11 protein-coding genes and 1 tRNA gene are annotated in these 13,363 nt (G+C 70.5%); 5 read left to right on the top strand and 7 right to left on the bottom strand.

Annotation, left to right across the window (positions count from 1 at the left end):
- Window positions 1-149 precede the first annotated feature (149 nt).
- From JSY14_RS09460 to JSY14_RS09445, 4 genes are all read left to right on the top strand, one after another.
- Window positions 150-222 (top strand) — tRNA-Phe (locus JSY14_RS09460).
- 418 nt (window positions 223-640) lie between these two features.
- Window positions 641-2,311: a formate--tetrahydrofolate ligase gene (locus JSY14_RS09455; protein WP_259558602.1), complete on the top strand. Its 1,671-nt coding sequence runs from the start codon at window positions 641-643 to the stop codon at window positions 2,309-2,311.
- A gap of 291 nt (window positions 2,312-2,602) precedes the next feature.
- A protein-coding gene (locus tag JSY14_RS09450; protein ID WP_432803630.1) for an IS3 family transposase occupies window positions 2,603-3,909 on the top strand; the annotation gives its coding sequence in 2 pieces (ribosomal slippage) (window positions 2,603-2,897 and window positions 2,897-3,909; 1,308 coding nt in all).
- A 38-nt stretch (window positions 3,910-3,947) separates the two neighbouring features.
- Entirely contained in the window at window positions 3,948-4,166 is a 219-nt protein-coding gene (locus JSY14_RS09445; RefSeq protein ID WP_259558600.1) for a hypothetical protein, read from the top strand.
- A gap of 119 nt (window positions 4,167-4,285) precedes the next feature.
- Here the strand turns inward: JSY14_RS09445 and mnhG are convergent, their stop codons facing one another.
- The 6 genes from mnhG to JSY14_RS09415 are packed head-to-tail and all read right to left on the bottom strand — an operon-like array spanning window position 4,286 to window position 11,056.
- Window positions 4,286-4,879: a monovalent cation/H(+) antiporter subunit G gene (gene mnhG / locus JSY14_RS09440; RefSeq protein ID WP_259558599.1), complete on the bottom strand. Its 594-nt coding sequence runs from the start codon at window positions 4,877-4,879 to the stop codon at window positions 4,286-4,288.
- A complete protein-coding gene (locus JSY14_RS09435; protein WP_259558597.1) occupies window positions 4,876-5,286 on the bottom strand; it encodes an MrpF/PhaF family protein in 411 nt (136 codons plus the stop codon). The genes mnhG and JSY14_RS09435 overlap by 4 nt, the downstream gene beginning before the upstream one ends.
- Window positions 5,283-5,822 (bottom strand): Na+/H+ antiporter subunit E, encoded by a 540-nt coding sequence (locus JSY14_RS09430; RefSeq protein WP_259558596.1) that lies wholly within the window; start codon window positions 5,820-5,822, stop codon window positions 5,283-5,285. Before JSY14_RS09430 ends, JSY14_RS09435 begins: the two co-directional genes overlap by 4 nt.
- A complete protein-coding gene (locus JSY14_RS09425; RefSeq protein ID WP_259558593.1) occupies window positions 5,819-7,375 on the bottom strand; it encodes a Na+/H+ antiporter subunit D in 1,557 nt (518 codons plus the stop codon). Before JSY14_RS09425 ends, JSY14_RS09430 begins: the two co-directional genes overlap by 4 nt.
- A 2-nt stretch (window positions 7,376-7,377) precedes the next feature.
- Window positions 7,378-8,142: a Na(+)/H(+) antiporter subunit C gene (locus JSY14_RS09420; protein ID WP_259558591.1), complete on the bottom strand. Its 765-nt coding sequence runs from the start codon at window positions 8,140-8,142 to the stop codon at window positions 7,378-7,380.
- A complete protein-coding gene (locus tag JSY14_RS09415; RefSeq protein WP_259558589.1) occupies window positions 8,126-11,056 on the bottom strand; it encodes a Na+/H+ antiporter subunit A in 2,931 nt (976 codons plus the stop codon). The genes JSY14_RS09420 and JSY14_RS09415 overlap by 17 nt, the downstream gene beginning before the upstream one ends.
- 139 nt (window positions 11,057-11,195) lie before the next feature.
- On the opposite strand from JSY14_RS09415, the gene JSY14_RS09410 reads away from it, so the two are divergent.
- Complete coding sequence (locus JSY14_RS09410) at window positions 11,196-12,572, top strand: MFS transporter (protein WP_259558587.1); 1,377 nt, start codon at window positions 11,196-11,198, stop codon at window positions 12,570-12,572.
- On the opposite strand, the gene JSY14_RS09405 is transcribed toward JSY14_RS09410, so the two are convergent.
- Window positions 12,565-13,290: a hypothetical protein gene (locus tag JSY14_RS09405; protein WP_259558586.1), complete on the bottom strand. Its 726-nt coding sequence runs from the start codon at window positions 13,288-13,290 to the stop codon at window positions 12,565-12,567. The two genes, JSY14_RS09410 and JSY14_RS09405, sit on opposite strands and share 8 nt — an antisense overlap.
- Between the last annotated feature and the right edge of the window lie 73 nt (window positions 13,291-13,363).

The raw sequence follows: 13,363 nt of genomic DNA, 5'->3' as shown, positions 1-13,363 counted from the left end.
GCCGCGGGCCTTCCGTCGCCCCCCTGTGAGGCCGCAGTCGTCCGGGACCGTCCACCCCTGACGTGATGCGACTCTCCCCCGCAAACCCGCCGCCGAGTAGGCACTCGGGCATCCGCCCTGGTAATCTGACACCCGGCCTTCGCGGCCACGGCTCTGTAGCTCAGTTGGTAGAGCGTTCGACTGAAAATCGAAAGGTCACCGGATCGACGCCGGTCGGAGCCACGAAACCCCTGCTCAGGCAGGGGTTTTTCGTTTCTCACGGTCGGTGACCTCGCCGAGGCCCTCCACGATCGGCGGGGACCCCGCAGCTGCTCCCGCTCTCGTCCGCGTTCCACCCCCCAGCGCGTCCGGGCCGGAAGCGTGGAGGATTTCATGGGGAATCGGACCCGAATTCCCAGCATTCTCCTCCACGCTCGAGCACCGGCCGGGAGGCAGGCCCGGCCGGGGGCAGGCCCGGCCGGGGGGGCGGGCACGACCGGGGGGCGGGCCCGGCCGGGCGGATCGCCGTCCCGCCCTCCGGATCTCCATCGGCCGCACTCCGAGCACGTGCCCTGCCGACGCCCGTACAGTGAGGGCACACCCTTCACCGCCGAACGGGCTCAGCCCCGACGGCGTTTTCGAGAAAGAGGAGCAGCACTCGATGTCCTCCGAGAACCCGGATCTCAAGATCGCCCAGGCGGCGACGCTCGAGCCGATTACCGCCATCGCCGAGCGCGCCGGCATCCCCGAGGATGCGCTCATCCAGTACGGCACCGTGAAGGCCAAGGTGGATCCGGCGAAGATCCCCGCCTCCGGCAACACCTCCAAGCTTGTGCTCGTCACCGCCATGTCGCCGACCCCGGCCGGTGAGGGCAAGTCCACCACCACCGTCGGCCTCGCCGACGCCTTCACCCTCAAGGGCAAGAAGACGATGGTCGCCCTGCGCGAGCCGTCGCTCGGCCCGATCATGGGCATCAAGGGCGGCGCCACCGGTGGCGGGTACGCCCAGGTGGTGCCGATGGAGGACATCAACCTCCACTTCACCGGCGACTTCCACGCCATCCAGATCGCCAACAACACCCTCGCCGCCCTGGTGGACAACCACATCCAGCAGGGCAACGAGCTGAACATCGACCCGCGCCGCATCCAGTGGAAGCGCGTGCTGGACGTCAACGACCGCGCGCTGCGCTCCATCGTGATCGGCCTGGGCGGCCCCACCCAGGGTGTGCCGCGCGAGGACGGCTTCGACATCGTCGTGGCCTCCGAGATCATGGCGATCCTGTGCCTCGCGAAGGACCTGCAGGACCTCAAGAAGCGCATTGCCAGCATCGTCGTGGGCATGACCTACGACCGCCAGCCGGTGACCGTGGCCGATCTGAAGGTCGAGGGTGCCATCACCCTGCTGCTGAAGGACGCCATCAAGCCGAACCTGGTCCAGACCCTCGGCGGCACCCCCGCCCTGGTGCACGGCGGCCCGTTCGCGAACATCGCCCACGGCTGCAACTCCCTCGCCGCCACCCAGCTGGCGCAGTCGCTGTCCGAGGTCACCGTGACCGAGGCCGGCTTCGGCTCCGACCTGGGTGCGGAGAAGTTCATGGACATCAAGGCCCGCTTCGGCGACCTCAAGCCCGACGCGGTCGTCGTGGTCGCCACCGTCCGCGCGCTGAAGATGCACGGCGGCATCGCCAAGGCCGACCTCGGCACCGAGAACATCGACGCCGCGCTGGAGGGCACCTCCAACCTGAAGCGTCACGTGGAGAACGTGCGCAAGTTCGGTGTGGAGCCGGTCATCGCCCTGAACCGCTTCCCCACCGACACCGAGGCCGAGATCAAGGCCGTGCTCGACTGGGCCGCGGAGAACGGCTTCAAGGCTGCCCTGTCCGAGGTGTGGGCCAAGGGCGGCGAGGGCGGCCTGGCCGTCGCCGACGAGGTCCTCAAGGCCTTCGACGAGGGCAACACCTTCCACCACCTCTACGACCCGGAGGTCGGTGTCGAGGAAGCTCTGCGCACCATCGCCCGTGAGGTGTACGGGGCGAAGGACGTCGTCTTCGAGGACAAGGCTCCGAGCCAGCTGAAGATGCTCAAGCGTCTGGGCTGGGACAAGCTCCCGGTCTGCGTCGCGAAGACCCAGTACTCCTTCTCCGACGACCCGACCGCTCTGGGCGCTCCCGAGGGCCACGTGCTGCACGTGCGTGACCTGGTGCCGAAGATCGGTGCCGGCTTCGTGGTGGCCCTCACCGGCGCCATCATGACCATGCCGGGTCTGCCCAAGGCGCCGTCGGCCCTGGGCATGGGCGTGGACGAGGACGGCAACGCCTTCGGCCTGTTCTGAGTCACCATCTGCTTCCCCACGCGCCCTGACCCGGGCGTGAGGGCAGACAGCGAACCCCGCAGCCTCTCCGGCTGCGGGGTTCGCTGCGTTCCGGGGTCGGAACGGTAGGCCCTTCGAGTCCTCGACGTCCGGCAGAGCGCGCCGCACCCTGGGGCACCTCTCCGCCAGACTTCGCCGCGTCAAGGGCCCACTCCGAGTCCCCCTCGACAGCTCGCGGTCAAGTCCCTGGACGTGGTGTATGAATCGCCCCGGGTCTGATGGAGGCTCTCATTCCACGGAAGGATGAGAGTCATGGCAGCACCGCGGAAGTACAGCGAGGAGTTGAGGGACCGCGCGACGCGGATGGCGATGGACGCGCGGAAGGACCCTGCGACGGCCACGGGAGCGATCAAGCGGATCGCCGATCAGCTTGGGATTCATCCCGAGGCGTTGCGGACCTGGGTCCGCCAGGCCGAGATCGATGGTGGGGTCCGGCCCGGCACGACGACGGATGACGCGACGCGGATCGCCCAGCTCGAGCGCGAGGTCCGCGAGCTGCGGCGGGCGAACGAGATCCTGAAGACGTCCGCGGCTTTTTTCGCGGCCGCGGAGCTCGACCGCAAGATCAAGTAGCCCGCGAAGTGCCGACCGAGGTGGTGGTCGAGTACATCGACACCCACCGCGATCGGGTCGTTGAGGGTCGCCGGCTCGGGGTCGAGCCGATCTGCGCCGTGCTCAAGGACGCCGGCGTGCAGATCGCCCCGAGCACCTACTACGCCGCGAAGAACCGTCTCCCGTCGGCGCGCGCCGTGCGGGACGCTGAGCTGATCGAGGAGATCAAGACCGTGCACACCGACAACCTGGGCGTCTACGGGGCTCGGAAGGTCCACGCCGAGCTGGTCCGCAAGGGCATCGCCGTGGCCCGGTGCACCGTTGAGCGGCTCATGCGCGCTCACGGGTTGCGCGGGATCGCGCGGGAGAAGACCCGCCGCACCACCCTGAGCGAGGGCGCCGAGACGCCACGGCCGGCCGACTTGGTCGAGCGGCGGTTCGTCGCCGAGGCACCGAACCAGCTGTGGGTGGCGGATCTGACCTACATCCGCACCTACTCCGGGTGGGTCTACGCCGCGTTCGTCCTGGACGTCTTCTCCCGGATGATCGTCGGCTGGCAAGTCTCGACCTCGCTGCGCACCGACCTGGCCCTGGACGCCCTGGACATGGGTCTGTGGGCCAGGCGTCGCGCCGGGCAGGACGTCACCGGTCTGGTCCACCACTCCGACAGGGGCGTGCAATACCGCGCGGTTCGCTACACCGAGCGGCTCGCCGAGGCCGAGGCTGTCGCCTCGGTGGGGTCCCGCGGCGATTCGTATGACAACGCGATGGCGGAGGCGCTGAACTCGCTGTTCAAGGCCGAGTGCGTGCGCAACCCGGTCATGCGTCAGGGCGGCTGGAAGTCCATCAGCGACGTCGAGATCGCCGTCGCTGAGTACGTCGACTGGTACAACCACCGGCGCCTGCACGGCGAGCTCGGCCACGTCCCGCCCGCCGAGTACGAGGCCACCTACTGGGCCACCCACTACCCTGACAACCGCGCCCTCATCGAGGCCGGAACCAACTAACCGAGCCTCCACCAAACCCGAGGCGTTGGAGCCTGTCCGTGGTCCGCGTGTTCATTCCTCTGCTCGTTGCGGTCGCCGTCGGCGCGGTCGTCGCCTATCTGTCGGTCTACCCCTATCTGCTCCCGCCACTCGACGGCGTCCTTCCCCCCGGATATGGAATCGCCACCACGGCGCTTCCGGTGGTGGCGGCTGGGGTGATCACGCTCGCCAGCGCCGTGATCCAGACGGCGGCACTGCGCCAGTGGCGCCCGCGCTAAACGAACCCCGCCCGGTATCTGGGCAGCCCACGTCCGGAGGAGGCGCGTGCCGTTGGACAGCGCGCTCCGGTAGGGCGTGCCCGCCACGCCACGCACCACACGCCACGCGGCAGCGCCCGTCAGTCGACAGCGCGGGAGCCGCTGGCCTCCTGCTCGACCTCGTCGTCGAGGTCGACATCCAGGGCGTCGTCGTCGTCGATGGCCTCCGGCTCGGTCCAGTTCGGCAGGGAGGCGAGGTCGGGACGCAGCGAGGCGGAGACCAGGCCCTGTTCCACTCCGAAGTTCTCGGGGAACCGTTCGGCGTGGTCCTGGGCCAGGGTGTTCTCCCCGGTGTCCAGCTCGTCGACGAAGCCGTCTTCGTCGTCGTCCTGGTCCTGGCCCTGCACCAGACGGGGGCTGAGCTCGTCGATCACGTACTGCCCGCCGCGCACGAAGCCGCGGCGGAAGGCGGCCCGCCCCAGCATGGCACTGGCCACCGGCACGGTGGTCATCTGCGCCAGCAGCACCAGCAGCAGGATGCCTGCCGCCGACCACGAACCGATCACCAGGGCCGCGCCCAGCAGCGTCACAGCGATGCCCAGACTCTGCGGCTTGCTCGCGGCGTGCATGCGCAGCAGCGGATCGGGGAACCGTTCAATGCCGATCGCCGCGACGAGGGTGAGCACGGCACCGAGGCTGAGGAGCACGGAGGCGATGATCTCGGTCAGGCTCATGCGCCCTCCTCCTCCCGCGTCGAACCGCGCCCCGGGTCCGCTCCGTGGAAGTCGGGGTGGGAGGGGGTCACATGGATCGCGTCGTGGGCGCCGGTGGAGGTGGGGGTGTCCTCCGCGGCGGTGCCGGGGCGTCCGCCCCGGAGTTCCTCGCGGGCCACGAAGCGCGCTACCGCTAGGGTCGCGACGAACGCGCAGGCTGTCAGTGACAGCATCGCGACCACTCCCCAGGTGGCTCCCGTCTCCGCCGTGTACAGGGCGATACCCATCACCAGCAGCACGGTGAGCAGGTCCACGGCCACGGCGCGGTCCAGGATTGTCGGCCCGACGATCATCCGGTGGATCACCATCGCCGCCGCGAGGGCGTGAACGGCCGCGACCATCAGCAGCACGATCTCGAAGGCACTCATACGCTGCGCACCTCCTCCAGCACGGGCCGGCGGGCCATGGCCCGCAGAAGCCGCTGTTCCTGCTCCTGGGCGGAGCGGCGGGCGTCCTCCACGGCCTGCTCGTCCTCCGCACCGATCACGTGGAGGAACAGGGTGCCGGTCGAACGCTGAGCCTCCACCACCACCGACCCCGGGATGAGGGTCACCGCCAGGGCCGTGGCGGTGAGGAAGAAATCGGACCGGGAGGCCAGCTGCACCGCCACCACGGAACTGCGCGGTGCCGGGCCCGGCCGCAGGATCATGCGGGACACCTGAGCGGAGCTGCGAGCCACATCAAGGGCGAAGCGCCCCACCAGCACGAGGAAAGGCCAGGGCCGCACTGTGAGCTCCCCGCTGGTCGGTGGCATCGGGAACAGCAGGTGCACCAGCAGCGAGGCGACGATGCCGCCCAGCACGCTCTTCACGCTGACCTCACCCCACAGCAGGCACCAGAAGGCGACACCGATCACCAGACCGGCGGCGCGGTGGGGAAGCTGGGACAGTCGCGGAGACGTCATCGCACCTGCACCTTCCCTCCCTGGTCGTCGATGCGGTAGACGAGCTGCTGGGCAGCATCAGGGCCGAGCACCGCCTCCACGTAGGGGGTGCGCTGCAGCACGTCCTCGGCGGCACCGTCGGCGAATCGCAGCAACGGGCCCGCGAACAGTGTCAGGCACAGAGACGCCGCGACCAGTGCGACGGTGGCCCCGACCATCGGGGCCGGCAGCGGACGGTCGACGTCCTCCAGGGGCTCCGGCGGTTCCTGCCAGAAGGCACGGTTCCAGATCTTCGCGATCGCGTAGAGGGTGAGCAGGCTGGTAATGACGGCCGTGGCCACGAGGATCCACGCCAGCGGTGTGCCCACCGCGATACCGGCACGCACCAGCCCCACCTTCCCCAGGAACCCGGACAGCGGCGGGATCCCGGCGAGGTTCATCGCGGGGACGAAGAACAGGACAGCCACCAGGGGCGCGGTGCGCGCGAGGCCACCCAGCCGCACCAGGTTCGTCGTGCCGCCCTTGGCTTCGATCAGCCCCGCCGCGAGGAACAGGGTGGACTGCACGATGATGTGGTGGGCGACGTAGAAGATCGTCGCGGTCATCGACATCCGGGTGGACAGGCCGATGCCGAAGAGCATGTACCCCATGTGGGAGACCAGCGTGAAGGACAGGACGCGTTTGAGGTCCGTCTGGGCGACGGCCCCGAGGATCCCGATCACGAGGCTGAGGGCCGCGGCGATCAGCAGCAGCGTGGAGGTCTGCGACTGGGGGAACAGCAGCGTCTCCAGGCGGATAATCGCGTAGATGCCCACCTTGGTGAGCAGGCCGGCGAACACGGCGGTGACAGGCGCCGGCGCGGTCGGGTAGGAGTCCGGCAGCCACGCGGAGAGCGGGAAGATCGCCGCCTTGATCGCGAACGCCACCAACAGCAGCAGCTCGATGGTCATCCGCACACCCGGCGGCAACTGGTCCAGCCGCACCGCCAGCTCGGCCATGTTCACAGTACCCACGGCCGTGTAGATCACCGCCAGGCCCGACAGGAAGATCATCGACGACAGGATCGAGACGATGACGTACGTGGTGGCGGCGCGCACCCGGCTGGCGGACCCCCCGAGGGTGAGCAGCACGTAGCTGGCGGCCAACAGCACCTCGAACCCGACGTACAGGTTGAACAGGTCCCCCGCGAGGAAGGCGTTCGACACCCCGGTGACCAGCACCAGGTAGGTGGGGTGGTAGATCGCCATCGGGGTGCGGGCCAGCCGTTCGGTGACCGACTGACCGGTGGAGTACACCAGCACCGCGAGGGTCACGAAGCTGGAGACCACCAGCATCAGCGTCGAGAGCCGGTCCCCGACCAGCACGATGCCGAGCTGCGGCGTCCATCGGCCGATCTGCAGCACCAGCGGCCCGTCACGGTCCACGGTCAGCGCCAGCACCGAGGCGACCGCCAGCACCACCGCGAGCGTGGTGATGGTGACGGCCTCCTGCAACCGCAGGGAGTGCTGCACCAGCAGGGCGAAGGCCGCACCGATCAGCGGCAGCAGCACGGGCAGGGCGAGCAGAGTCTCCATGGTCAGTGCTCACCTCCGCTCGCACCGGCACCGTGATGTCCGGGGCGTTCCGGGGCCGGGTTCTCCCCCTCGGCATGCAAATGCGTTTCCGGGGTGAGGACCTTCGCGTGATCACCCGGGTGCCCCCCGGCGGGGTCGGCGATGCGGGCATGGCCCGACGCCGGCCGTCCTGTCGAGGCGCTGCGGCCCCGCACCGACGGTTCCGAGGTGCGGCGCCACCGCGGGCTGGGGTCGCCCTCGTCGGATTCGGTCGGGTCCTGCGGAGCATCGGCCGCGGAGGACAGGTCTCCGCCGAGCAGATCCTCCTCGTCCGCGAGGCCCTGGGAGCGCAGCAGCGCACCGCGACGGTTCTCCTCCGTGAGGCCCTGCGAGCGGGACAGTTCAGGTCCCCCGCCGCCGCGGCGGCGGCTGCGCCCCAGCACGCGACGATCCTCGACGTCGTCGGGCACCTCGTCATGACCGAACAGCTGCCAGGCGCGGTACGCCAGGGCCATGCCGAAGGCCGTGACCCCCAGGGTGATCACCACGGCGGTGAGCACCATCGCGAACGGCAGCGGGTCGGTGAGGTCCTCCACCGGGGCGGAGCCCTCGAACGGCGGCAGGCCGGGTGTCCCGGCGGCGACGATGAACAGCAGATTCACGCCGTTCCCGGCGAGAATGAACCCGAGCATGATCCGCGTGAGGGTGCGTTCCAGCACCAGGTAGACGCCGCAGGTGATGAGCACTCCGGCGGTGAGCAGCAGGGTGAGGCTAACGGACATCGGCATCGGCCTCCTGCTGCAGATCGATCTGGGCGCCCAGGGCGCGCAGGAAGTCCAGCATCACGCCGACCACCACCAGGTACACGCCGATGTCGAAGATCAGTGCGGAGACCAGGTGCACCTCTCCCAGCGCCGGGAGGTGCAGCGTGACCTGGTAGGACTGGAACACCCCGCCGCCCAGCAGCACGGGCACCACGCCGGTGAGCACCGCGATGCTCAACCCGGTGCCGAGCACCAGACCGGCCTGGACGGGCGCTGCCTCGATCAACTCATAGCGACCACCGGCCAGGTAGCGCAGCGTCAGCGCGAGCCCCGCAACCAGCCCGCCGGCGAACCCGCCACCGGGCAGGTTGTGACCGGCCATCAGCAGGTAGAGGGAGAAGATCATCGTCAGCGGGAAGGTGATGCGGGTGACCACCTCGAGCATCACCATCCGCCGCTCGGGCGCGAGGGTCTGCCCGGCCGTCAGCCAGGTGCGCCACCGATTCTGCCCCGGCTCCCCGCCGTCCACGTCGAAGGCGAGCACGTTGCGGGGCAGGTCCCCGGCGTCGCGGCGGCGCCAGATGGTGGCGGTCTCATCGAGGTCCTTGACCCGGTCGATGCGCGGCTCCCGCCGGGTCACGAAGATCAGGGACGCCACGCCGGTGGCGACCACCAGCAGCACCGAGATCTCCCCCATCGTGTCCCACACACGGGCGTCGACCAGCGCCACGTTCACCACGTTGTGGCCGCCGCCGATGGTGTAGGCCGGTTCGATCAGCTCCGGTCCCAGAGGCTGCGCCACCCGGGCACCGGCGGCGAGCAGGGCCGCCGAACACATCGCCACCGCGGTGCCCAGGGCAATGGCCCACCGCACCCAGCGGTCGAGCTTCAACGGCCGTCGGGAGAAGTGCACCGGCAGGCGCCGCAGCACCAGAACCAGCACCACCGTGGACGCGGTCTCCACCAGCACCTGGGTGGTGGCGACATCCGGTGCCCCCGCGAGAAGGAAGAACATCGCCGCGACATATCCGGTGACGGTGATGAGGAAGACGGCCCGCAGACGCCTGCGGGACCGTGCGGCACCGATCGCGCCGAGGGTGGCGAGGGCGAACAGCAGCGGCTCGGCGGGGTGGTGGAACAGCACGAGCCGGTTGTCGACCGGCAGAGCGCCGAGCGTCGTCGGCACGGTCAGGGCGATCAGCACCAGCAACATGGTGCCGAGCGTCAGCGGCAGGGACCCCCGCTGGAATACCGGGGTGACCTCCACCGCCACGCGGTCTACCTCGCGCATCAGGCGACGAAAACCGCGTTCGGCGTCGACCAGATCCCCCAGCGGCCCCTCCCGGAAGCGGTCCGGGGAGACGGCCGCCTGCAGTCGCTCCATCGGCCGCGCCGCCACCGCCAGCAGCACACCGAAGCCGAAGGTGAGCGCGCTCAGCAACAGCGGCACCCCCAGGTGCGGCACCAGTGCGAGGTGGGTCTCCTCCCCCACCTGCGGCAGATCCTCGACCTGCGCGTGCAGGATGCCCTCCACACCCGTGGCCAGGAAAGGCAGCACCAGCGTGCCCACTGCGATCAGCGCGGGCGGCACCCAGAACAGCACCGGCACCGCGGCCGCCGGCACCGCGGGGGCTCCGGGCGAGTCGAGGAAGGCGCCACGCACGAATCGCCACGAGTAGGCGACGGTCAGCACGCTGCCGACGACCAGGGCCGCCAACAGCACCCGATGCCAGCCGCCGGCTTCCCACAGTGAGGTGTACACGCCCTCCTTCGCGACGAAGCCGAACAGGGGCGGCACCGCCGCCATCGAGGCCGCGGAGAGGATGCCGATCACCGCGGGAACGGGGATCACCCGCCACACCCCGCTGAGCCGACGCAGGTCCCGGGTGCCGAAGGTCTTGTCGATGATGCCGACGACCATGAACAGCGGCGCCTTGAACAGGGCGTGGGCGAGCATCATCCCCATCGCGGCGAGGGTGGTGCCACGGGTGCCGAGGGCCGCCACCGCGGCGAGGAACCCCAGCTGGGACACGGTCCCGAAGGCCAGCAGCAGTTTGAGGTCGGTCTGCCGCAGGGAACGCCATCCGCCCAGCAGCATCGTCGCAGCACCCAACACCGCCACCACGGCCGCCACCCGCGGCATCTGCGCGAAGACGGGCGCGAAACGCAGCAGCAGGTAGATGCCGGCCTTCACCATCGCCGCGGCATGCAGGTAGGCCGAGACGGGCGTGGGCGCCGCCATCGCGCCGGGCAACCAGAAATGGGTGGGGATCAGGGCCGACTTCGAGGCGGCACCGGCGATCACCAGCAGCATCGCGGTGACGAGGTAGGGGCCGCCCTGCTCCCACATCCCGCTGGCGAGGATGTCGGAGAACCGGGCGCTGCCGGCGCGCACCGCCAGCATCTGCAGCCCCACGAACATCGCCAGGCCCCCGGCGGTGGTGGAGATCAGCGCGTTCATGGCGGCGCGGCGGGACGCCTGCTTCCCGGCGTAATGGCCGATCAACAGGTACGAGAAGATCGTGGTGAGCTCCCACGCGATGAACAGGACCATCACGTCGTCGGCCAGCACCAGGGCGGCCATCGCCCCGGCGAAGGCGGTGAGCACCCCGGCGAATCGTCCGAGCCCCGGTTCCCCGTCGTGGAAGTACCGGGCGCTGTAGGCCAGGACCAGCGCTCCGACACCGCACACCAGGAGGGTCATCACCCAGCTGAGGGGGTCCATCCTCACCGTGATCGACAGGTCGAACTGCGGCAACCACGGGATCGTGCGCGTCAGGGGGTGCTCGGCGAGCACGCGGGGATCATGGGCGGCGGTCCACACCGCTCCGGCAAGCGGCACCAGGGCCAGCGGGTAGAAGGCGTGGCGACCGATCCGTCGCACCAGCCACGGGGCGATGAGTGCCGCGACGGCGTGGGCGAGGAGAAGGGTCAGCACGCAGTCTCCTCTCGCTCGGGCGGTTTACCATCACCGGGACGGGCACCCCGGGACTCACGGGCGGGGCCACACTGCGGACGCCTCGACCATTCTATCGACGGACGGGGGTTTCACGTGCGTGTGACCCTAGAGTGAGCGCGTGGACCAGAGCCTCCTCATCTCGGGCCCCCAGGATCGACGTCACGCCGTGCGGGCCTTCGCCCTCTGGGACGGTGGCATGTCGGCGTTCTCCTCGGTGATCCTCACCTTCGTCTTCGCCACCTACCTCACGACCGCGGTGGCCGCCGGGGATCTCACGGATCCGATGGAGGTCGAGGCCGCGCAGGCGCGAGGGGCCCAGGTGCTCTCCGCCGCACAGGCCTGGGGGGCTCTCGCGGTGGCGCTGCTGGCGCCGCTGCTGGGGAACCTCGCCGACAGCGGCCGCGCCCGCAACCCGCTGCTGCGGATCACCACCCTCGCGACGGTGCTGGTGATCGCCCTGATGCCGCTGATCGCCCCCGACCGCTCCCTGCTGTGGCCCGGGGCGATCCTCATCGCCCTCGCGGTGGTGCTCTCGGAGCTCGCCGGGGTGTTCGTGAACTCGGTGCTGCCGGAGATCTCCACGGTGGAGAACCGCGGCCGGGTCTCCGGCACCGCCTGGGCCGTCGGCTACTGGGGGTCGATCCTGGCGCTGGTGGTGGTGCTGCTGGGTTTCGTCATGCCGGGTTCCGGTCTGCTGGGCATCACCGCCGAGCGGGCGTGGAACATCCGGGCGATCCCGCTGTTCGTCGCGGTGTGGATCCTGGTGCTGACGCTGCCGTTGATGCTGCGGGCTCCGCGGCACCGGGGTCGGGACACCACACCGGGGGCGGACCGCTGGACGCCCTGGCAGGGGTACGCACAGATCGGTCGGCACCTGGCCCGCTCGTGGCGGGAGGACCGCATCCTGCTGTGGTACCTGGTGGCATCGGCGATCTACCGCGACGGCCTGGGGGCAGTGTTCGCCCTGGCCGGGGTGCTCGCCGCCACCGCCTACGGCTTCTCCACCCCCGAGGTGATCCTCTTCGGGATCGTCGCGAACCTCGCCGCCGGCATGGGCGTGTTCCTCGGGGGCCGGGCCGACGACCGGTTCGGCCCCCGCCGGGTGATCATCGTCGGCACCCTCGCGATCATCGTGCTGGGACTGGTGGTGCTGGTGCTGCCGCAGAAGGCCGTGTTCTGGGTGATGGGTGTGCTGATCAGCTGCTTCGTCGGGCCGGTGCAGTCGGCCTCCCGCAGCCTGCTGTCGCGGATGTCACGGCCCGGCCGCGAGGCGGAGGACTTCGGCCTGTACGCCACCACCGGTCGGGCCCTCGGATTCCTCGGCACCGGGGCGTTCTCGGTGGCGGTCGCGCTCACCGGGGTGCCCCGTCAGGGCTTCCTGGGGATCCTCGTGGTGCTGCTGGTGGGGCTGCTGGCCTTCCTGCCCATCCCCCTGGGGGCGGCGGGACGGTCCGGACGCGAGAGCGGAGCCGCGGGGGACGCCTCCGTCAGGTGAGGTCCGCCGGGTCGACCAGCACACCTTCACCGTCGAGCACGTAGCCGCCGACGGCGCCGCGCACCGCGAGCGCCAGGTGTCCGGCGGTGCGCAGCACCCGGGTCCACCGGTCCCCCGTCGCCGCATCGGGCGTCTCCAGGGCATCCTCCTCCGGATCCTGGGGATGGTGCTGGATGGTGAAGGAGACCGCCTCCGCCGTCCAGGGCGCCGCGGCCAGAGCCGTCGGCACCGGGTCGAGGGGGCCGCGCGCCACCAACAGATACCCCTGCTCGACGGGCACGCTCACGGCGGCGACGTCACTGTCCGGGGCCGTCGGCAGAGCCGCGGCCGTCGGCTCCACGGCCCGCGCCAGGGCGAGGAGTCCGTCGGCGCCCAGCGCCTCCAGGGCGACCACCTGCAGGTCGCGCACCTGCGCGGGGTGCGGTTCGAGGCGGGCCCCGGAGTCGGTGACGACCGCTCCGCCGAGACGCCGCGCGAGGGTCCACGCGAGATCCAGGGCCCGGCGTTCCGCCCCGAACGGCAGTCCCTCCGCGAAGGCGCGGCCGTACCCGTGGGAGTCGGGGAGCTCGGGGGCGTGCTGCTGCTCCCGCACCCGCGGGGTCTCCAGCGCCCAGCGCCCGGGCCGGCGCCGGCTCGGCTCGTGCCGCAGGCTCACCCCCTCCCCCAGGGCGATCGTGTCATCGACCAGCTGCGCCTGTGGACGCAGACTGCGCAGCATGGTCACGACGTCCTCCGGGGGACGGAGGCGGGCAGCTGCAGGCGGTGACGGACGGTGAGCTGCTCGGCCATGG

Origin of the sequence: Brachybacterium sillae, assembly GCF_025028335.1 — a bacterium.
In the GTDB taxonomy this organism is placed as follows: domain Bacteria; phylum Actinomycetota; class Actinomycetes; order Actinomycetales; family Dermabacteraceae; genus Brachybacterium; species Brachybacterium sillae.
This window is presented reverse-complemented; position numbering and strand designations above follow the sequence as displayed.

Bases quoted from the DNA above. Each gene is read 5' to 3' on its own strand.
- JSY14_RS09455 (WP_259558602.1), top strand. From the start codon at position 641: ATGTCCTCCGAGAACCCGGATCTCAAGATCGCCCAGGCGGCGACGCTC.
- mnhG (WP_259558599.1), bottom strand. From the start codon at position 4,879: ATGAGCCTGACCGAGATCATCGCCTCCGTGCTCCTCAGCCTCGGTGCC.
- JSY14_RS09435 (WP_259558597.1), bottom strand. From the start codon at position 5,286: ATGAGTGCCTTCGAGATCGTGCTGCTGATGGTCGCGGCCGTTCACGCC.
- JSY14_RS09430 (WP_259558596.1), bottom strand. From the start codon at position 5,822: ATGACGTCTCCGCGACTGTCCCAGCTTCCCCACCGCGCCGCCGGTCTG.
- JSY14_RS09425 (WP_259558593.1), bottom strand. From the start codon at position 7,375: ATGGAGACTCTGCTCGCCCTGCCCGTGCTGCTGCCGCTGATCGGTGCG.
- JSY14_RS09420 (WP_259558591.1), bottom strand. From the start codon at position 8,142: ATGCCGATGTCCGTTAGCCTCACCCTGCTGCTCACCGCCGGAGTGCTC.
- JSY14_RS09405 (WP_259558586.1), bottom strand. From the start codon at position 13,290: ATGCTGCGCAGTCTGCGTCCACAGGCGCAGCTGGTCGATGACACGATC.